Annotated in this window: 17 protein-coding genes; 13 read left to right on the plus strand and 4 right to left on the minus strand. The window is 60.9% G+C overall.

Annotated features, from left to right (window positions below; genetic code table 11):
- Positions 1–12: 12 nt before the first annotated feature.
- Genes NJ75_RS00150 through cobU form a run of 8 tightly spaced genes read left to right on the plus strand, consistent with a single transcriptional unit; the run spans position 13 to position 6,611 of the window.
- On the plus strand, positions 13–420 hold the full coding sequence (locus tag NJ75_RS00150; protein WP_039330657.1) for a DUF1636 domain-containing protein: 408 nt from the start codon (positions 13–15) through the stop codon (positions 418–420).
- On the plus strand, positions 417–1,433 hold the full coding sequence (cobT, locus tag NJ75_RS00155) for a nicotinate-nucleotide--dimethylbenzimidazole phosphoribosyltransferase (RefSeq protein ID WP_039330659.1): 1,017 nt from the start codon (positions 417–419) through the stop codon (positions 1,431–1,433). Before NJ75_RS00150 ends, cobT begins: the two co-directional genes overlap by 4 nt.
- Positions 1,430–1,999 carry a histidine phosphatase family protein gene (locus NJ75_RS00160; protein WP_039330661.1) on the plus strand — a complete coding sequence of 190 codons (570 nt, stop codon included), beginning with the start codon at positions 1,430–1,432 and terminating at the stop codon, positions 1,997–1,999. The genes cobT and NJ75_RS00160 overlap by 4 nt, the downstream gene beginning before the upstream one ends.
- A gap of 13 nt (positions 2,000–2,012) precedes the next feature.
- Positions 2,013–2,729: an adenosylcobinamide-GDP ribazoletransferase gene (gene cobS / locus NJ75_RS00165; RefSeq protein WP_039330663.1), complete on the plus strand. Its 717-nt coding sequence runs from the start codon at positions 2,013–2,015 to the stop codon at positions 2,727–2,729.
- The gene (locus tag NJ75_RS00170) at positions 2,726–3,715 is read left to right on the plus strand and encodes a threonine-phosphate decarboxylase (protein ID WP_039330665.1); all 990 of its coding nucleotides are present in this window, start codon (positions 2,726–2,728) and stop codon (positions 3,713–3,715) included. Before cobS ends, NJ75_RS00170 begins: the two co-directional genes overlap by 4 nt.
- A complete protein-coding gene (gene cbiB, locus NJ75_RS00175) occupies positions 3,708–4,661 on the plus strand; it encodes an adenosylcobinamide-phosphate synthase CbiB (RefSeq protein ID WP_039330667.1) in 954 nt (317 codons plus the stop codon). Before NJ75_RS00170 ends, cbiB begins: the two co-directional genes overlap by 8 nt.
- Positions 4,649–6,112, plus strand: coding sequence for a cobyric acid synthase (locus NJ75_RS00180; protein WP_039330669.1), 1,464 nt, complete (start codon positions 4,649–4,651; stop codon positions 6,110–6,112). The genes cbiB and NJ75_RS00180 overlap by 13 nt, the downstream gene beginning before the upstream one ends.
- On the plus strand, positions 6,105–6,611 hold the full coding sequence (cobU, locus tag NJ75_RS00185) for a bifunctional adenosylcobinamide kinase/adenosylcobinamide-phosphate guanylyltransferase (protein WP_039330671.1): 507 nt from the start codon (positions 6,105–6,107) through the stop codon (positions 6,609–6,611). Before NJ75_RS00180 ends, cobU begins: the two co-directional genes overlap by 8 nt.
- A gap of 359 nt (positions 6,612–6,970) precedes the next feature.
- Here cobU and NJ75_RS00190 read toward each other — a convergent pair whose 3' ends face one another.
- Entirely contained in the window at positions 6,971–7,981 is a 1,011-nt protein-coding gene (locus NJ75_RS00190; RefSeq protein WP_230960947.1) for a site-specific integrase, read from the minus strand.
- Positions 7,982–8,456: 475 nt separating this feature from the next.
- Here NJ75_RS00190 and NJ75_RS00195 point away from each other — a divergent pair, with 475 nt between their 5' ends.
- The gene (locus NJ75_RS00195; protein ID WP_236727027.1) at positions 8,457–9,122 is read left to right on the plus strand and encodes a MarR family transcriptional regulator; all 666 of its coding nucleotides are present in this window, start codon (positions 8,457–8,459) and stop codon (positions 9,120–9,122) included.
- Here NJ75_RS00195 and NJ75_RS00200 read toward each other — a convergent pair.
- The 3 genes from NJ75_RS00200 to NJ75_RS00210 form a co-directional block, all read right to left on the minus strand.
- Positions 9,082–10,101 (minus strand): ParB/RepB/Spo0J family partition protein, encoded by a 1,020-nt coding sequence (locus NJ75_RS00200; RefSeq protein ID WP_039330674.1) that lies wholly within the window; start codon positions 10,099–10,101, stop codon positions 9,082–9,084. The genes NJ75_RS00195 and NJ75_RS00200 overlap by 41 nt on opposite strands.
- A 48-nt stretch (positions 10,102–10,149) precedes the next feature.
- Complete coding sequence (locus NJ75_RS00205) at positions 10,150–11,352, minus strand: AAA family ATPase (RefSeq protein ID WP_039330676.1); 1,203 nt, start codon at positions 11,350–11,352, stop codon at positions 10,150–10,152.
- Positions 11,353–11,521: 169 nt separating this feature from the next.
- Complete coding sequence (locus NJ75_RS00210) at positions 11,522–12,604, minus strand: replication initiation protein (RefSeq protein WP_039330893.1); 1,083 nt, start codon at positions 12,602–12,604, stop codon at positions 11,522–11,524.
- 656 nt (positions 12,605–13,260) lie between these two features.
- Here NJ75_RS00210 and NJ75_RS23615 point away from each other — a divergent pair.
- The 4 genes from NJ75_RS23615 to NJ75_RS00220 all read left to right on the plus strand — a co-directional run bounded on the left by NJ75_RS23615 (position 13,261) and on the right by NJ75_RS00220 (position 18,319).
- Complete coding sequence (locus NJ75_RS23615; protein WP_082013209.1) at positions 13,261–13,527, plus strand: WGR domain-containing protein; 267 nt, start codon at positions 13,261–13,263, stop codon at positions 13,525–13,527.
- Positions 13,528–13,698: 171 nt separating this feature from the next.
- Positions 13,699–14,475, plus strand: coding sequence for a DUF7146 domain-containing protein (locus NJ75_RS25505; protein WP_231731198.1), 777 nt, complete (start codon positions 13,699–13,701; stop codon positions 14,473–14,475).
- A gap of 161 nt (positions 14,476–14,636) precedes the next feature.
- On the plus strand, positions 14,637–16,487 hold the full coding sequence (locus NJ75_RS00215) for an ATP-dependent nuclease (protein ID WP_039330678.1): 1,851 nt from the start codon (positions 14,637–14,639) through the stop codon (positions 16,485–16,487).
- A gap of 11 nt (positions 16,488–16,498) precedes the next feature.
- Positions 16,499–18,319 (plus strand): UvrD-helicase domain-containing protein, encoded by a 1,821-nt coding sequence (locus tag NJ75_RS00220; RefSeq protein WP_039330679.1) that lies wholly within the window; start codon positions 16,499–16,501, stop codon positions 18,317–18,319.
- Positions 18,320–18,433 lie beyond the last annotated feature (114 nt).

Consider the following 18,433-nt stretch of genomic DNA (forward strand, 5'->3'; position numbering starts at 1 on the left):
GAGCAAGAAATTATGTTGATCCCCGTCGAGGACGGCCCTGCCGTAGTAGCATGCAACACCTGCCGACACAGCAGCACCGCAAAGGAGGATGACGCCGGTGTGCGTGGTGGCGCGCGTATGGTCGAGGCCCTGCGCGCCGTGCAGGCACGCGATGAACGCTATTCCGGTATCGCGGTGCAGGAAATGCCCTGCTTGTTCGCCTGCAGCGAATTCTGCACGGTCCATCTTCGTGCGCCAGGCAAAGTCGGGTATGTTCTGGGCCGCTTCACTCCCGATGAAGATGCCGCCGCTGCCATCCTCGATTATGCCGTCCATTATGCGCAAAGCGAACATGGCCGGGTTCCGTTCAAGGACTGGCCGCAGGGCGTCAAAGGCCACTTCATCACCCGCACACCGCCGCCGGGCTTTGTCGCGCAATGAGCACGTTTTCTTCCGTCGATGCCTTTGATGCTGCCATTGCCGATATGCCTGCGCCAGATGAAACAGCAATGGCCAGCGCGCGCAACCGGCAGTCGCAACTGACCAAGCCGCCAGGATCCCTGGGACGGCTGGAAGAGATCGCGATCTTCATGGCCGGTTGGCAAGGCCACGAAAGACCCCGGCTGGAACGGGGGCGTGCAGTCGTGTTTGCGGGCAATCATGGCGTCACGGCACGGGGCGTGAGCGCCTTTCCTCCCGAAGTCACCCACCAGATGGTGGCCAATTTTGAAGCAGGTGGCGCTGCCATCAACGCGCTGTGTGCCGCTGCCGGGCTCGATCTTCAGGTGCTGGCGCTGGAGCTTGACCGGCCAACCGCCGATTTCACCTCAGCCCCGGCCATGACCGAAAGCGAATGCCTTGCCGCGCTGTCTTCCGGGGCCGCCATGGTCGAAGCCGGCCTTGATCTCCTTGTCCCTGGCGAGATGGGCATCGGCAACACCACGGCCGCTGCAGCCCTCTGTGCAAAGGCGCTGGGAGGCGGTGCAGGCGAATGGGTCGGCCCGGGAACGGGGCTCGATCCGGCGGGCGTGGCGCGCAAGATCGGTGTAATCGAAGCGGCACTCGTCTTCCATCAGGTTGCACCGTCAACGCCTTTCGAAACCCTGCGGCGTCTGGGCGGGAGGGAAATAGCCGCAATGGCAGGTGCAATTGTCCGTGCAAGGCAACTTCGGGTGCCGGTGCTCCTGGATGGCTTCATCTGCTGCGCTGCCATCGCGCCGATCTTTGCCGCCGAACCTGCAATTGTCGACCATTGCCTGGCAGGGCATTGTTCGGCCGAACCTGGTCACAAACGGTTGCTCGAGCGGTTCGGTCTCGCACCGCTCCTCACTCTGGGCATGCGCCTGGGCGAAGGGAGCGGCGCTGCGGTCGCGGCCCAGATCGTGCGTTCAGCTCTCGCCGCACACAACCAGATGGCCACTTTTGCCGAAGCTGGCGTGGCTGCTGGCGTATGAGCGAGTTTTTCCTGCACCTCATGCGGCATGGCGAGCCCATCCACCCCGGTCTGCTTCTCGGAAGGACCGATGCGCCTACGACGCCCGAGGGCGTCGCATCATGCGTGGCACAGGTCGAGGAACTGTCGTTCCAGTCGATTGTATGTTCCGATCTCCAGCGCTCGGCAGAGGCAGCAAGAGCTATCGCCGATCCAAGAGGGCTGCACCCGATCCTCGACTCACGGTGGCGCGAACTGGACTTCGGCGACTGGGACGGTCTGGCACCCGCTAAGGTCGACAGTGCCGCGATCAGCGCGTTCTGGGACGACCCGGACGCCAATCCGCCACCCGGTGGTGAGCGCTGGTCTGCTCTGGTTTCGCGCGTGGAAGCGGCCTTGGCCGCAATCCCGCCGCAAGACACGCTGGTCGTAACGCATGGCGGAGCAATCCGGGCTGCGCTGGCCAGCCTGTTCGGCTTCGGACAGCGGCAGGTCTGGGCGTTTGACCTTCCCTATGCCGCGCTGATCAGCCTGCGGGTCTGGCCGGGAACGCCGCGCTCAGCCCAGATCGCGGGCCTTTGGACATGAAGCGCCCGATCGCATGAAAGGCTTCCTCATCGCACTCCAGTTCCTCACCCGTTTGCCGACACCCCGGCTCACGGTTTCTGCCGAGGAATTCGCCCAGTCCATGCGCTGGTTTCCAGCTGCTGGGCTGGTGATTGGCCTTATCGTTGCCGGGGCCGCCTGGGTTGGAGCAAGGACCGATCCCTGGACCGGAGCCCTTGCCGCCTTGATCGCCTGGGTTCTCGTCACCGGAGCCCTTCACCTGGACGGTCTGGGAGATATGGCCGATGCCAGCGGCGCGGCCCACAAGGACCGCGAGCGGCTCCTGGCCGTCCTGGCAGATCCGCATGTCGGCAGCTTCGGCGTAACGGCCATCACCATGCAACTGCTGACCAAGCTCGTGCTGCTGCATGGCATGATCGAGCACAGCCAGTTTCTGGCACTGATCTGGGTGCCGGTCGCCGCGCGCATCGCGCCGCTGGCATGGACCTTGTTGCTATCGCCGTTGCACGATGGCCTTGGTGCGCGCTTTCGGGGCGCGATCAGGCCGATCGATCTGGCGCTGTGGGCCGCAGTACTTCTCGCCACCACGGTGGCGTTTCCTGCATTGCTCATTGCGGTTCCTGCTGCGGCACTATGGGGCCTGTGGATCAAGCGCGCTATTGGCGGCATCTCGGGCGATGGACACGGCGCCGGAATTGAACTGATCGAGGCGGCGCTGCTGCTGGCGCTTGTCGTGATGGCGGCCGCATGACCCGCGATCGCTGGACATGGCACGGCGGCGGCCTCTCTGCGGCCCGCGCGCATTTCGGCGACGATGCGCGTGGTTGGATCGATTTTTCCACCGGGATCAATCCGCATGTCTGGCACGGTGCAGGGGCGGTGGAGATCGATTGGCGTGCCCTGCCAGACGAAATGGCCCTGCGCGCGCTGGAGCAAGCGGCCGCCGCCAGCTTCGGGTGTCATGCCGATCATGTCTGCGCGGTGCCAGGCACCGAAGTTGGCCTTCGCCTCGCCGGCAGGGTGCTGGGCGATGACGTCTGCCACGCCGTTCCATCCTATCGCACCCACGGCGAGATGGCGGCCTCCAGCCATCCCGTAACGCTTGGCAATCTGGCGCTGGCCGATGGATCAAGCCTGATCCTTGCCAACCCCAACAACCCGGATGGCGTCCTGCTTTCTCGGGAAGCCTTGAGCGATCTTCTGGTGCGGCGTGGTCGGAAAGGGTGGCTGGTAATCGACGAAGCCTTTGCAGACTGCCACCCCGACCACAGTTTCGCCGACCAAGTTGATGATCGGCACAGACTCCTGATCTTTCGGTCCTTCGGGAAATTCTTTGGCCTCGCCGGATTGCGGCTCGGTTTTGTGCTGGGCCCTCGTCCGATCCTGGCGAGTCTGCGTAAGCAGCTAGGTGCCTGGCCGGTCTCGGCGGCTGCGATCGCCATCGGCACCCGCGCCTATCAGGATATCGCCTGGCAGGACGCGATGCGGGAGCGCCTCATCGCCGAGGCCACCAGCTTCGATCAGCGCTTGGCCTCGTTCGGTTTGTTGGCAAGCGGCGCATGCCCACTCTTCCGGCTGATAACGACGCCGGACGCGTCACACCTGTTTGAACGTCTTGCCCGGGCTGCGATCCTCAGCCGCCCCTTCGCCGATAAACCGGATTGGTTACGCTTTGGCCTGCCCGCCAACGACGAGGCGATGGAGCGTCTCTGTGCCGTGCTCGAAGACCATGGCTGAACCGTTCGCGCTCATGGCCCTGGTGCTGGATGCTGCCATTGGCTGGCCTGGCGCGCTGTATCGCCGTGTCGGACATCCGGTCGGCCTGTTTGCCCGGATCATCAATGCCTGCGAAGGCGCATGGAACCGGCCAACTCACTCAGACGGCATACGCAAGACGCTCGGCGTCATGACCGTTCTGATACTGCTGGTGCTGACAATCGGGGCTGGACTTGGCCTTACCGCGCTCGCCCGGCACCTGCTGGGCTCATGCTGGTGGCTTGGTGCCGCAGCACTGGCCTGGCCCGCTCTGGCCCAACGCAGCCTCTACGATCATGTTCTTCCCATCGCAGTCGCACTGGAGCAGAATGATCTCGAAAGTGCGCGCCATGCCGTCTCCATGATCGTCGGGCGTGATACCGACACCCTTGATCGCGCGGGTGTGGCACGAGCTGCAATCGAAAGTCTGGCCGAAAGCTTTTGCGACGGCATCGCCGCGCCGCTGTTCTGGCTGGTTATCGGCGGCCTGCCCGGCGTCTGGGCCTACAAGGCGATCAATACGGCAGACAGCCTGATCGGCCATAAGGAAGCGCGCTGGCGCGCCTTTGGGTGGGCTGCGGCGCGCACGGACGATGTGATGAACCTGCTGCCGGCTCGGCTTGGCGGCGTCGTGGTATGTCTTGCCGGCGGCGGAGGGTGGGCCACGCTGTGGCGCGATCACCGCCGCCACGCCTCACCCAATGCAGGCTGGACCGAGGCGGCCATGGCGGGCGCGCTAGATCTCGCGCTCGCGGGACCAGTGTCCTACGATGGTGTGACCCATGCCAAGGACTGGATCGGCAGCGGGCGGCGCGATGCTGGCGCTGCTGACGTCAGGCGCGCTTTGCGCATTTATGTCCGCGCCTGCCTGTTGCTCTGGGCCATCGTGGCCGCTCTCACCTGGAAGGATATCGTATGGGCGCTCTGATGTTGCAGGGCACGGGTTCCGATGTCGGGAAATCGGTGCTGGTTGCCGGGCTGTGCCGCGCCCTTGCCAATCGCGGGCTGAGCGTTCGCCCGTTCAAGCCCCAGAACATGTCGAACAATGCTGCGGTTACCGTCGATGGCGGCGAGATCGGCCGCGCCCAGGCTTTGCAGGCTCTAGCATGCCGGGTCGAACCGCACACCGACATGAACCCGGTACTGCTCAAGCCTCAGGCCGACCACACATCGCAATTGGTCGTTCACGGCAAGGTCCGCGGCACGCTGGGCGGTGGCAATTTCCGGCACAAGCGTGGCGAACTGCTGCCCGAGGTCATGGAAAGCTGGCACCGGCTGCAGGCGCAGTGCGATGTCGTCGTGGTTGAAGGCGCCGGCTCGCCGGCGGAGATCAACCTGCGGGCAGGCGACATCGCCAACATGGGCTTTGCCCGTGCTGCCGGTGTGCCAGTCGTGCTGGTCGGCGATATCGATCGCGGCGGCGTCATTGCTGCGCTCGTTGGCACGAGGGCGGTATTGGACCCGGACGACGCGGCGATGATCCGGGGTTTTCTCATCAACAAGTTTCGCGGCGATCCGGCGCTCTTTGCCGACGGTTATCGGCAGATCGAGGCGCTTTCGGGCTGGCGAGGCTATGGCGTGGTGCCCTGGCTGCGCGCCACTGCCCATTTGCCAAGCGAAGATGCGGTCGTGCTTGAACGAACCGCACGCGAAACCGCCGGTCGCCTGAAAATCGCCTGCCCGATCATCCCCCGGATCGCCAATTTTGACGATCTCGATCCGATCAAAGCGGAAAGCTCGGTCGAACTGGTCATGGTACCGCCAGGCCAGCCCATCCCCGGTGATTGTGCGCTGATCGTCCTGCCCGGATCAAAAGCCACGATCGCTGATATGAAGGCGATGCGCGAACAAGGCTGGGACATTGATATCCTTGCGCATCATCGGCGCGGTGGAAAGGTCCTGGGCATCTGCGGCGGCTATCAGATGCTCGGCCGCCGCATCGCCGATCCGGAAGGGATCGAGGGACCACCTGAAGATATCCCCGGTCTGGGTCTGCTGGATGTCGAAACGGTCCTGACCGGAGATAAGGCGCTGCGCCAGGTTGCAGGCACTGCGCTCGATCAAGCCTTCACCGGCTTTGAAATGCACATGGGCGTGACCAGCGGTCCCGATTGCCGTCACCCCTTTGCGCTGCTCGGCGAAGGGCGGCCCGACGGCGCAACCAGTGCAGACAGGCAAGTCACGGGCACTTACGTCCACGGAGCATTTGCCAGCACGGCGCTGCGTTCAGCTCTGCTCGGCATGCTCGGCGCGCAGTCGGACGGGATCGACCATGATGCGAAGGTGGATGACGCGCTCAATGCGATCGCGGCTGAGCTTGAACATCATCTCGATGTGGATGGTTTGTTGAAACTCGCAATGGGGAAAGACGATGCGTAGCCTGTTCGTGATTGGCGGAGCGCGCTCGGGCAAGAGCCGCTATGCACAGGCCAGAGCCGAGGCGACCGGCCTGTCGCCAGTCTTCATCGCTACGGCTCAAGCTTTCGACGAGGAAATGCGCAACCGTATCGTTCGGCACCAGGCGGATCGCGGCGTGGAATGGGAAACGGTCGAGGCCCCCCTTAAACTTGCGGAAGCGATCGAGTTGCATGCCTCACCCGACCGGGTCTTGCTGGTGGACTGCCTCACGCTATGGGTGACCAATCTCCTGATCGGCGATCACGATATCCCGGCGGCAGTCCGCACACTCATTGAGACCATCACGGTTGCGCAAGGGACCCTCATACTCGTCAGCAATGAGGTCGGATTGGGCATCGTCCCGGAAAACCAGTTGGCGCGCCGGTTTCGGGATGAGGCCGGGTTTCTTCATCAACGTGTCGCGGCTTGCGCGAACGAGGTGCAGTTGCTGTGCGCTGGCTTGAATTTGCAGTTCAAATGAAAATGTCCCATTGTATTAATGGCATATTTGGAATTCAAATTGCGCGAGAGCCGGCCAGAAAGACCGCCAGAAGCTGGATCATGGCGCTGCCCATGGCGATGGTTGGCTGCCCGGTTTGGAAGGCGTTCATAACGTTGATGCGGCTTGTCGGGACATCTTTTTCCGCGACGAGAGTGCCTATCTGGTGGCGGAAAACTCTAGACCCAAGCGGTTCAAAGTTGGGTAGCAGTGCAACTTGGCGTCGGACTCTGCTCAAAATCGGTTACATTTCAGACCACCGTCACGGTGTATGTGCGCGCGGTAAGTGTCGCGGTGGCTCCCTTGGTCCTTGGGGCACCGCGTTTCAGCCTGAACCTAGGCTAGAGAAAGCTCTTGCCAGCGTGGTTCTCAAACAAAGCCGCATCTCGGACATAGCCAAGCAGCACCTCCACCTTTTTCTGTCGCGAGACCTCCTGCATTTTTGGCAGTGAAGCACCAGCCTTCGCAGCTTCGGTCAGGAATCCCGATCGAAGCGAGTGCGCCCCGACCGCAGCCGGATCGAGACCGACCTTCTCGGCGTAGCGCTGGATCAGGCGAGCAACCGAGCGATCTGACATGGGCTCCTTCGTCATCAAGCCCTGAGCATCGGTTCGATAGAAAAGGGGCCCCGCCTCCCCTCCCCTGACGCTCAGCCATTCGTTGAGGCGGGGACCGGGCTTGAGCACCTTGCCCGACGGAACTGCGATGACCTGCCCCTCCCCCTCCTGGTCGGTCTTCGAGTGCCGGATCGTCAGCTTGAGCCCTTCGCGCACGAGCTCGAGATCGGCGAGCTGCAGAGCGACCAGCTCCGAGCGCCGAAGTGCTGCTGCAAGGCCCAGCGCCATGACCGCACGGTCACGGATTGCCCTCGGGCTCGATCCTTCTGCAGCCGCAATCATCCGCGCCAGATCGGCCGCCAGAATGGCGCTCTTCTTGCGTGTCGGCCGTGCGCGCTGCTCGCGCCGAATGCCGGCGAGCGTATCGGCGATGACATCGCGGGGATCACGGTGCTGCGGCGCCACGTGCCCCGCCTGCCTGTGGTGCCAGGCAATGGCAGCAAGGTGCCGCCCGATCGTACTGTCCGCCCTCCCCGCTTGAGCCAGTGACGCCAGCCAGGTTGCAACCACCTCGGGCATCGCGGGCATGGGCTCAAGGTCGCGCGTCCAGCACCATTCTTCGAACTGCCGCCAGTCGCTGTCATAGGCGCGGACGGTGTTCGCGGCCTTGGATCGCGCCCTGTAGGAACGGGCGGCCTCGATTTCGGCGGCGAGCTGCGGAGGGATTGCCTGTCCGAGCGAGACGAGGCCCTCATCGATCGGCACCTCAACGATCAGCCCGGTGCCGTCAGCCAAAGCGCCTCTCCTTCATGCTCGATCGCGCCGCTGGTTTCTTCGGCGTTCTGCCCTTGGGAGAGCGGCGGCGTCGCAGCGGATTTGAGGCACTCTATATAGATTGTCGTGTTGTCCGTGAAGGGTTCTTATCGGACAGCAAATCAACCGTACAAGCTGGGTATACTTTTTAGGCCGTTCATATACTATTTGCCCGATGGCGCCTTACCCTCCCCCTTGGCAACTGACCCTTGCGCGGATCGAAGGCGCCCTCCCCTTCATCTCGCCGGAGCTCGCCGAGTGTCTGGCGATGGCCTCATTGCGGCGTCTTTGGCGCGTGCATGTTCGAGACTATCCCTTTGATAATCTAGGAATCGCACACAACCCGGGCATTAATGCGAGCGAACTTGTCCGATCATGGTACTCGGAGGAGCGGCGGCAATTTCTGTCGTGGATCGGCCGACGTGCGTCCCCTGTCCTCGCCAAGGCTGCCAGGCAGGTGCTGGCAGCCAAATGCCAGACCGAAGGCTTCACCGAGGCCTACACACCCGCAGACAATGCGCTCGCGCGGCTCGACGCTCTGCTCCCCAGCAGGGATCCCGACGGCACGCTGATCGAGTGGCTTGAGGAACTGCGAACCGAGGAATTCGACTTTTTCGAAGGCGGCAGCGAAATGGTCCAGGTCGGCGGGTTCGCAATCACGCGTTCGGCGCCGCGTGGCGCGGCCTGGGCTGCCTCATTGGCTGCGGCCATCAGGCCCCACCTTTTTGGGTTGGGCTCGGCCCCGCTGGCGCTTGCAGGCATCATGCCGCGGGCCTTGTTCCGCGAATTCCACGAAGAACCCCTGCCCGCCCTTCTCCGTTCAGCGCTTCAGACGGCCACTGACAATGCCGCGGCCGATTTGCGGGTGATGCGAGAGGCTGTCACTTTGGCCGACAAGCAGCTGGCCGGTCGGCTGTATGCCTCCTCAACCGCTCCGCAGGCGTGGCGCATGATCGTCAGCCTTGGTCCCCTTACCAGAGCGGAGCTTGCCAGATGCCTAGGCGTGACAAAGCGAACCGCTTCGCAATCGGTGTCCTCATTGCAGGAGGCAGGCATGGTGCGCTTGCGCGAGACCGATAGTGCTATTGTACCGGCCAATGCTGATCTAGTACCGCGCGAATAGCCTCTTCGGCTTCCTGCCGCGTCGCACCACCCTTGTTCAGCAAGGTAATGCGGACACCCTTGCGATCAGCACCCTCAATCCGAAGTACAGGCTGGCCAACCGCATTCGCGACGGTCTCGGCCTTTCCTGACTTCTTGGGGGTTCCTGACTTCTTGGGGGGATCAGCCGCGAGTGAAAGCGCCTTGATCACCTCGAGGACTGATGGCGAATGGTTCGTCCGTTCCCGTTCTGCGGCAAGCCGCGCTGCCTCCCGGAAGGCCCTCTCCTTCCGATCTTCTGGCTTCATGAGCGCCTTGAGTGCGATCGCATTGCGAATTCCGAGCTCATGCGGATTAGCAAAGGCTCTGGTCAACTCCTCGGGCAGGCGGGCCAGATCGAGATAGCGTGTGAGCCAGCTTTCGGACACTTTGAGCCGTTCGGCCATCGTCTTCTGACGACCCTCGTAGTAGGCCGACAATGCCCGGAGATAGTCCTTCGCGCGCTCGAAATCGGTTAGGTCGTCCCGTGCGCGGTTCTCGAGATCTGCGAGCCTGAAAGCCTCCTCATCGCCAATCTCGCGCACGTCGACGAGGAACTTGAAGTCTGGGTAGTTGTGCGTCCGCAGCCAGCTGACCGACCAGTGTCGCCTCGCCCCGCAGATGACCTCGAAATCATAGCCATCTTCGCCCGACAGGCGACGGACAATAGCCGGGATCTCTTGCCGCCCTTGGGCCTTGATGCTCTCGATCAAGTCTGCGCAGCGTTCCTCATTGAGGAGCGCGTAGTCGCGATTGTGGCCAGCCCACATCCGGCACCTTGCTGGATCAACGAGCTCATGCGTGCGCGAGACAATCGCACCGGAAGCGAGATCGGCCAAACGGTTTGATCGCCCGGTAAGCACATTCGACGCGATGCTCGATCGACGCGGCGCGGCGGAATCCTCGGTCAGATCGATCCCGGCTGCCAAGTCGGCGGCAAAACCGCTGTTCTTCCTACTCATGCAAGCCTCCCATTAGCAGAATTGCACGCGTGCAATTTTCCCAGCGGCTCATACCAAGGCCTCCTGCCGGAGGCGCTTTTGATGGCTTGGCCACATCGATCGAATGTCGACTTCGATTTCTGAGTTCACGCCATCAAGATAATTAAGGCAGCGATTGCGTACCGCCGAGCTCGTAGCAGGCCCGTCGAGTTCATAAACTGTCATTAGCCGCGCAGTCGCATTGTCGATCTCGGCAGAGTCCTTGAGCGGCGTTCGAACCATGGCGTGGCCAAACAGCGTCCGCATCAACTGCAGAAGCTCCTTCTGCATCGACTTGTTCTCATCGACCTTTGAGGCAACGAAGCGCAGAAACGTTAGTTCTGGGGCAAGACCTCGGTCGGCCAGCTGCTCAATCGTCTCATCAAGCATTGAGAGGAATGCCGCAGTCGACGAGAAGTCCATCACGGTCGGAGGAACCGGAACCACCAACGCATTCGCAGCTCGCAACACGGACAAAGAGATAGCCCCGAGGGCGGGCGGTGGGTCCATGACGATGACATCGAACCGATCCGAGATGCTCTCAATCCCTTCCTTGAGGCGGTCAAGTAAGGCTCCGTTCCCCTGCGCCATTCTGGCGGCCAGTTCGTACTCGGAATTAAACAGGCGAAGATTGGCAGGGATCAGCTCAAGGCCGTCGAAATGGGTCTTGCGGAGGGCGTAGTCGAGCGATGACCGCTCACCCTCACGAAGGAATGGGTAGAGGGTATCGTCCTCTGTCAGATCGAGATCTGGCACATAGCCAAACAGCGTCGTCGCAGAGGCCTGGCTGTCGCAGTCGATCAATGCAACACGATAGCCCTTGATCGCGAGATATTGCGCCAGGTGAACAGACAGCGTCGATTTGCCGACGCCGCCTTTGAAATTCTGAACCGCAACCACGCAACACGGATCGGTCGGAGCACGATACGGCCTGGTGCCGAACACGCCGCGCATGTCGTTAAGCTGGGCAAGAGTGTACCTCTCGCGTCGATTGCTATCTGTCCTCGCCGGCTCGGGCAGCCTTCCATCTTTCTCGGCGTCACGGATAGCCGCCGGCGTCCGCCCGACGAGCTCTGCCGCCTTCCCGATCGTAAAGGTAGGCTCGCGGCGCGCATCTGCCCGAGCGCTTCGTGCGGAGTCGCGCAGCTTTTCGAGCACCGACGATGTTCGACTGGCGAGCGTTGCAACCGAGACTAAACGCTCGGCTTCTTCGATCTGAAGTCCGTTAGACACATGCCGTCCTTTCGCAATTGAGGGTATGCTACACCCACTTGCGCTTTTCGGTCAAGAAATTCGGAAATTTCGAAAGTCGGGCCGCATTGTCGCGCCGATTCTAGAGCCGGATCAGGCAATCCTGACTCGGTGGGGGCATGGCGAATTGCACGCGTGCAATTCTTGAGCGTCAGGGCCGCCCGCGCCGGTTTACCCAGCCCTCACAAAAGCCCTTCCAAGCAGCGATGAGCTTGGCGCCACGAAGCTTCTCCAACCGATTGCCCATGTGTTCGCGAAAGCCGCTCGCGATAAGATCGACATCCCATCCACCGCCATGCTTTCGGGCGACTTCAAGCAAATCGGCGTGCCCGAAGCGGATCGAGCCAGACGACGGGAAGGTGGACTCTGACTGCTTGATCGCAGGCGCCGCGCTGGGCGGTGCTGCTATTGCCCCCTGCCCCGCAGTTACTGTTTCGACCGAACCTGTCCGCCTCGCTTGGCGCCCCGCCGAGTGCCGGTCGAGCTCGTCTACGGTTTCGAGAACCTCGGGCGCACCTTTGGGTTCAAACCGAAACTCGAGTTCAGTGACCGTTCGTCCCTGCCGGATCTCGCGCCATTCGACACGGAAGTGAGCGAGCTGGTCAATTTCAGACTTCGCCTTTTCAAGCACCTTGCGCCGAAGCTGAGCGAAGTCCGTGTAGACATCAGGCGGGATGCCAAGCGCTGCACGCAGTGCCTGCATATCTCCTCGCCAGGTTGCTTGGCGGCGATGGAGGCGAAGGGCTCCAAGCTCGTAAAGTTTGAGCGCATAATTCGAGCGGAAACCCAAGACCGCTTGCCGGTTAAGCACGGCATAGGTCTCAGAAGCCTGGATCAGCTTACGCGCATCGGGCGTGAACTCCCATTCGATCCAGCCCGTCTCTCCGCCATCCTCGTCGGTTTCCTCTTTAGACCGAGAGATCAGGGAGAACAGGAGAGTCGCCTTCTTTCCGCGCCACGATTTATCATCCACAGCAAACAGGGTGCGATGGAGCTCCTGAAGCATGTCGCTGATCCGCTCGTTACCCTTGTGGCCTCGGCGTATATCGGCTTTGCGAATGCGATGAGGACGATCTTCCCATGCGTCTCCACCTGCGGTCAGGATCATGAGCGCCAACAGCCGCGATGCCGTCAGACTAAGCGACTCACCTTTGACGAATTTGATCTCAATGATGTTGCCCGGTTTGGCGAACTCGTCGCCACCCTTTGCCTTCAATGCAGCAGCAACGCGCATCGCACGTCCGGGGGAACCTTCTTCAGGCTTCTCCTCGGAAGCTTCTACTATTGGGCCGTCATCAGTTTCCATGCCATAGTGCGATCAGAGCTTGATTCTTTGAAGGATTGATTGCTGCCTGACCTGACCTCTTGCGTCAAGTCAGGTCAGGTCAGGAATCAATGTGCAGCCCCCAAGAGGTCAGGATTGAAGGGCAAGGGAGGGGTTACGGAATCGTCGGAATTCCTGCGAGTCGGCAAGCGTCATGAACGAACGCAAGCTAGGGTTCAGTTTTTACAAAACCAGGCAGGAGAAAACGCTCGAAAGGCCCGCTACATCTACTGGAACAGGCTCTCCCCCCATTTGGTCAGGAATGCCCCAGAAGGTCAGGGGAAAGCCCCCGCTCGGTCAGGATGTAGCCCCCAGAAGGTCAGCCTAACACCCCCATCGGGTCAGGAAAAACGGCATAGTCCTCTGAATTCAGGCCATAAATCGGACCTGAATCTGAATCTCTAGAATCAGAAATCCTTCCGCTGCAAGCAGCGGCGTTTTTATGATGATGTTTTTGAAGGTGATCGGCCAGCAACCCCCTCCCATCGGATCAGTGAATCACTGACGCAGCTGTGATTCATATTCCCGGTTGGACCATTGGTCCGTGTCTCTGCCACCAGGCTACTATGGAAACACCAACCAGTCAGTCGTGGCATTGGCAAGCCGTCGACAATTCGCGCAACGTCGCGCGAGAATACCACCTCTGGATCCAAACCGACTTGTTCGGGTGGACAACTGTTGAACGCCGCTGGGGGCGGATAGGCTCAAAAGGGCAGGGCCTCATTCTTAGCTTCGAGGCGACGGCACAAGCCGAAGCGACCGCTCAGCTGATCCGTCAAAGACGAGCAAGCGCATTCAAGCGAATTGGAGTTCGCTACAGCCAACTTCGATGACTGCAGGCCCTATGGGGACGATTGAAAGCACCCGGCGCTCCTCAAGTGCACGGCAGGAAGGGGAGGGGGAAAGCTTTAGGGACGCTTATGACCCTATCAGCACTCCGACCAACTCAAGACACGATCAACCTTGTCACAGCTCTGCGCGGCACATGGCACGGCTCCTACGCTATGTGCCGATGCCCTGCTCATGACGACAGGACGCCCTCATTATCGATCCGCCAAGGATTATCAGGGGTCCTCGTGCATTGCTTTGCCGGCTGCAATCCAAGGGACATCATACGTGCCCTGCGGAATACAGATCGAGTTCGAGGCGTAGAACCCCGCCCAACGCAAAGTCTGCATTCCAGTCAACTCGCTCAGCGTCTGTGGAGTGATGCGGTCGGCGTTTATGGTACGCTGGGAGAACGCTACCTCATTGGGAGATGTCTACCCCTCGATCTGCCTGACGTGCGCTTCCACCCGAAGTGCCCTCTCGGCCGAAAGCCAAACACTGCATTTCATCAAGCATTGCTCGTCGCTGTGCGAGACGGTGGTCACCTTGTCGCCGTCCAGCGCATCATTCTCGACCCGAGAACGAACCAGCATCAGGGTAAATTCTTGCTCGGGCGCTGCGGGCAAGGGGCATGGCAACCGACGCCGAGTGGACGAGTTCTGGCAGTAGCGGAGGGCTTCGAAGATGCTGCTGCCTTCACCCGTCTGTCTGGCGTAACCTGTTGGGCGGCGATGGGCGCTTCCCGACTGCCAAACCTTAAGCTGCCGCTGGAGCTCGACACATTGATCATAGCCGAGGACAACAATTCGCCAGGGCGAAGGGCAGCACACCGAGCGACGATGGCTTACGCTAGACCTGGCCTTCAGATCATTCGAAGTGCTCCGGGCAATGGCGATGATTGGGCCGCAAACAACGAGTTATTTCACCGATGGGATCCCTACTCCGAAGATTGATGAGGACTAATTTTTCCTGGTTATCCTTTTGGCACCAGATGACGGTTCCCGTGGTGCGAACTCCAATCGATCCTCGCGAAAATAGCATAAATGCCTGTTTTACTTCCCAATAGGCCCGCCTTGCGCCATCTTGCGCAGGTTCAGGGAGGTCGAAGAAAGAAATGCGAGTTCATTCGTTATCGGTGACAAACTTTCGCGGCATCAAGTCCGCCACCATCTGTCTGCCTGCGCATGCAGTGCTTATCGGTGACAACAACACTGGCAAGTCTTCGGTTCTAGAGGCCATCGATCTGGTACTTGGCCCCGATCGACTCTCCCGTCGACCACCGGTCGACGAGCACGACTTCTTCGAGGGTCGTTATCTCGCTCCCGCTACCGCCGTGGCAGAGGCTGACCACGATGGGCAGCCTCCCGTCGAGGCCGCAGGCAACCCATTGGCGGACTCAGTGCCGCCGCGCATCGAGATCGAAGTGACGATCACGGACCTATCGGAGGAACAGCTGGCTCGTTTCGGCGGTAGAATCGAGTGGCTCAACACGGCTGATGGAACCCTGTTCGTTGAGGCGAACCCCGCCGGCATAGATGCAGCCGCCGTCGTCGCAGCGCTACGCGTCACCTTTATCGGCCAATATGACCCGGACGACGACGATTTCACTGGTGCCACTTACTTCACCCGCAGCTTGACGGAAGACGATACTCCGACTCCGTTCCGCAAGACTGACAAGCAGCATTGCGGCTTCTTGTTTCTCCGCTCGCTTAGGACCGGATCCCGCGCCCTCAGCCTTGAGCATGGCAGCCTGCTCGACATCATCCTCCGCTTAAAGGAAATCCGCCCCCGGCTTTGGGAAGGCACACTGGATGCGCTTTCCACACTGGACGTGGCTGGTGACCCCCAGATGGGCATCAGCGGAGTCCTTGAGAGCGTGAACGCCTCGCTTAAGAAATACGTGCCTCGAGAATGGGGTGCAAAGCCGCACCTTCGCGTTTCCAGCCTGACACGCGAGCATCTCCGCAAAGTGATAACGGCCTTCATCGCCACCGGCAGTGGCGACCATGCCGCCCCCTTTTACCGGCAGGGTACCGGCACAATCAACATGCTCGTCCTCGCGCTTCTTTCTCAAATCGCCGAGGACAAGCAGAATGTGATCTTCGCCATGGAAGAGGTCGAAACTGCTATTCCTCCCTATGCGCAGAAGCGCATCGTCCATGAGCTACGCAAGCTCTCCGCCCAATCGATAATCACCTCTCATTCGCCCTACGTCCTTGAAGAATTTGGTCTAGACGAGACCGTCATCCTTTCCCGGAGCAGCCAAGGCATACTCAGCCAAGCTTCTATCGCCCTTCCTGAAAGCGTGAAGCACAAGCGCTACCGACAAGACTTCCGCACCAAATTCTGCGAAGGGCTGCTGGCGCGCCGGGTGCTCATTGCGGAAGGCGATACCGAAGCCGCGGCGCTTCCGGTCGTCGCGCGTCGGCTCTCTGATCTCAATCCGGCGACCTACAGCTCAATCGAAGGCTTGGGAATCACCGTCATTAACGCGAAGACCGAGACTCAGATCGCCGATCTCGGTAGGCTCTATGCGGGGTTGGGCAAGCGGGTGTTTGCGCTGTGTGATTTGCAGACCGCGGAGGCGCAGCAAGCCATCGAGGCCGAGGTCGAACAGCTGTTCATGCATCCCGAAAAAGGCATTGAGGACCTTGTCCTCAAGAACACCACCTTGGAGGCCATGAACCGCTTCTCGCAGTCGCTGGCTTGGCCGCCGCATCTGGCAGCCAAGCATGCGGGCGCCGACGTGAACATGATCGATGCGCTGATGGACTATTTCCAGTGGTCCAAGGGTAATTGGGGCATCGCCGACTTCCTGGCCCAGTGCTCAGAAGCCGAGATACCGTTGTGGTTTCGGCAAACCTGCGCGCGGTTGCGCCAGCTGTGCGATCCGCCTCCACCTCCGCCTGTTGCAGATCCTGCACCTGGCGGAGGTGGCGACGACTTCGACGCGCTTTTCAGGTAACAGCGGTAATCATGGTCGACCTGACGCCGAAGCAGCAGATCGTGCTCGCGACCGCCGGCCACCAGCTGGTTACCGGTGGCCCCGGTTCCGGCAAGACGACCGTCTCGATCCTGAAGGCAGCGAAAATCGCCCGCGAAATGCTCAAGCCAGGGCAGCGTGTCCTCTTTCTCAGCTTCGCGCGTGCGACGGTCTCCCGTGTCCTCGAAGCCATCGACGAAGAAAAAGACGTCTCGTCCGACGAGCGGAGCCGGATCGAGGTTGACACCTATCACAGCTTCTTCTGGCGGCTTCTCAAGACGCACGGCTATCTGGTCGGCCTGCCGCGTAGGATCTCGATCCTCACACCGCCAGGTGAAGCGATCGCCCTAGCTGCGATCCGCCGGGAATATGGCCCCGACAAGAAGCTCGACGAAGCCCAGCTGGCCGAAAAGAGAGCGCGCGAGAAGGCTGAGCGCGACCGACTTGCGTTTGCAGAGGGGAAAGTCTGCTTCGATCTGTTCGCTGATCTCGTGGCACGGCTGCTCGAGGGTTCCGCCAAACTGCGAGCAATGACTGCTATAGCTTGGCCCTGCATCATCTTCGATGAATTCCAGGATACGAGCGCGGATCAGTGGCGTGTCGTGAAGGCGCTTGGCGACCGTTGCACCTTGATTGCGCTGGCCGACCCGGAGCAACGCATTTTCGAATTCATTGGCGCCGATCCGGCCCGCCTTGATCATTTCAAGGCTGCGTTCGCTCCGACCTTCACCGAGCTCGGCTCGGACAATCACCGCAGCAAGGGCACGGACATACTACTCTTCGGCAACGAGCTGCTGACCGCCAAATTCAGCAAGGCCGAATACTCTGGCATCAGCTTTTGCTTGTTTCCGTCCAACCGGAACCAGGCCTATGCCGCGCTGGTCACGCAGGTCCTTCAGGCGCGAGCCCGGCTGATCGCCACCGGACGGCGCGACTGGTCGCTCGCAATCCTCGTTCCAACCAAGCGGAAGATGCGGCTCGTTTCCGATATCCTGCGCGATCCGTTCGGTAACGTTCCGACTATCTCACATGCCGCCTCGATCGATATGGAAGGACCGATCCTGGGAGCCGAAGTCATTGCGCAACTGATGCAGCAAGAGCGTGCTTCGGATGACCTCGACCAGTTGGTGCATTTGATATGCCAATATCTTCGCGGCCGTGGGGGATCCGACCCAGGCAAGGGAGATCTGGGCGATGCGGTCAAGCTGGAGAGCGCGCTGGCGAAATGGAACGAGCGGATCGCCGGGGGACAGGCGCCGCACGCGAACAGTGTCATCCATCCTATCGCTGCCGTCCTTTCCGCAACCCGGCAGGTCGTTATGGTCGGCGATCCAGACAAGGACTGGATCGCCATCCGCGCCACGCTCGCTGATGGAGCGTGTACCCGGTTGCGGGCTATTGCGAACGACGCCCGCAACGTGCGTCTGCTCGAACGCGGCAATCTGATGCGCAATACGCTGGAACAGAACTGGCGAGAGCGGGGTCGCTATTCCGATGCGCTTGACATCACTCGATTGGCGTTTGTTCAGGATCACTTCGCCACAGCTCAGCGCCCCGAGACGGGCGTCATTGTGATGAACATGCATAAGGCGAAGGGGAAGCAGTTTGACGAAGTGATCGTGTTCGAAGGCTGGCCACTCAGGGTGGGTAAGGAGATTAAGGCGAACCCGGATCGGATCGTTCGCGAAAACAAGCTAGAAGGCGACCTATCCCAGGCACGTCAGAATTTTCGCGTGAGCGTGACTAGGGCTAAATCGCGCACCACGGTCATGACGCCAAAGGACGACGTCTGCGTCCTTCTGAAATCTGACTGAAAGATGGACCCAGTAAGTTAGCGGCAAACTAGAGAAAGCAATGAAATATTGCTGGTGGCCAACCCGGAGACGAGTGAGCTGCCTCTTGGTGTCTTCAAAGACTTGGGAAAACGG

The organism is Novosphingobium subterraneum (assembly GCF_000807925.1).
Taxonomy (GTDB): domain Bacteria; phylum Pseudomonadota; class Alphaproteobacteria; order Sphingomonadales; family Sphingomonadaceae; genus Novosphingobium; species Novosphingobium subterraneum.

Excerpts from the sequence above, each read along its gene's own strand:
- NJ75_RS00150 (WP_039330657.1), top strand. The coding sequence starts at position 13 with ATGTTGATCCCCGTCGAGGACGGCCCTGCCGTAGTAGCATGCAACACC.
- cobT (WP_039330659.1), top strand. The coding sequence starts at position 417 with ATGAGCACGTTTTCTTCCGTCGATGCCTTTGATGCTGCCATTGCCGAT.
- NJ75_RS00160 (WP_039330661.1), top strand. The coding sequence starts at position 1,430 with ATGAGCGAGTTTTTCCTGCACCTCATGCGGCATGGCGAGCCCATCCAC.
- cobS (WP_039330663.1), top strand. The coding sequence starts at position 2,013 with ATGAAAGGCTTCCTCATCGCACTCCAGTTCCTCACCCGTTTGCCGACA.
- NJ75_RS00170 (WP_039330665.1), top strand. The coding sequence starts at position 2,726 with ATGACCCGCGATCGCTGGACATGGCACGGCGGCGGCCTCTCTGCGGCC.
- cbiB (WP_039330667.1), top strand. The coding sequence starts at position 3,708 with ATGGCTGAACCGTTCGCGCTCATGGCCCTGGTGCTGGATGCTGCCATT.
- NJ75_RS00180 (WP_039330669.1), top strand. The coding sequence starts at position 4,649 with ATGGGCGCTCTGATGTTGCAGGGCACGGGTTCCGATGTCGGGAAATCG.
- cobU (WP_039330671.1), top strand. The coding sequence starts at position 6,105 with ATGCGTAGCCTGTTCGTGATTGGCGGAGCGCGCTCGGGCAAGAGCCGC.
- NJ75_RS00200 (WP_039330674.1), bottom strand. The coding sequence starts at position 10,101 with ATGAGTAGGAAGAACAGCGGTTTTGCCGCCGACTTGGCAGCCGGGATC.
- NJ75_RS00210 (WP_039330893.1), bottom strand. The coding sequence starts at position 12,604 with ATGCGCGTTGCTGCTGCATTGAAGGCAAAGGGTGGCGACGAGTTCGCC.
- NJ75_RS23615 (WP_082013209.1), top strand. The coding sequence starts at position 13,261 with ATGGAAACACCAACCAGTCAGTCGTGGCATTGGCAAGCCGTCGACAAT.
- NJ75_RS25505 (WP_231731198.1), top strand. The coding sequence starts at position 13,699 with ATGTGCCGATGCCCTGCTCATGACGACAGGACGCCCTCATTATCGATC.
- NJ75_RS00215 (WP_039330678.1), top strand. The coding sequence starts at position 14,637 with ATGCGAGTTCATTCGTTATCGGTGACAAACTTTCGCGGCATCAAGTCC.
- NJ75_RS00220 (WP_039330679.1), top strand. The coding sequence starts at position 16,499 with ATGGTCGACCTGACGCCGAAGCAGCAGATCGTGCTCGCGACCGCCGGC.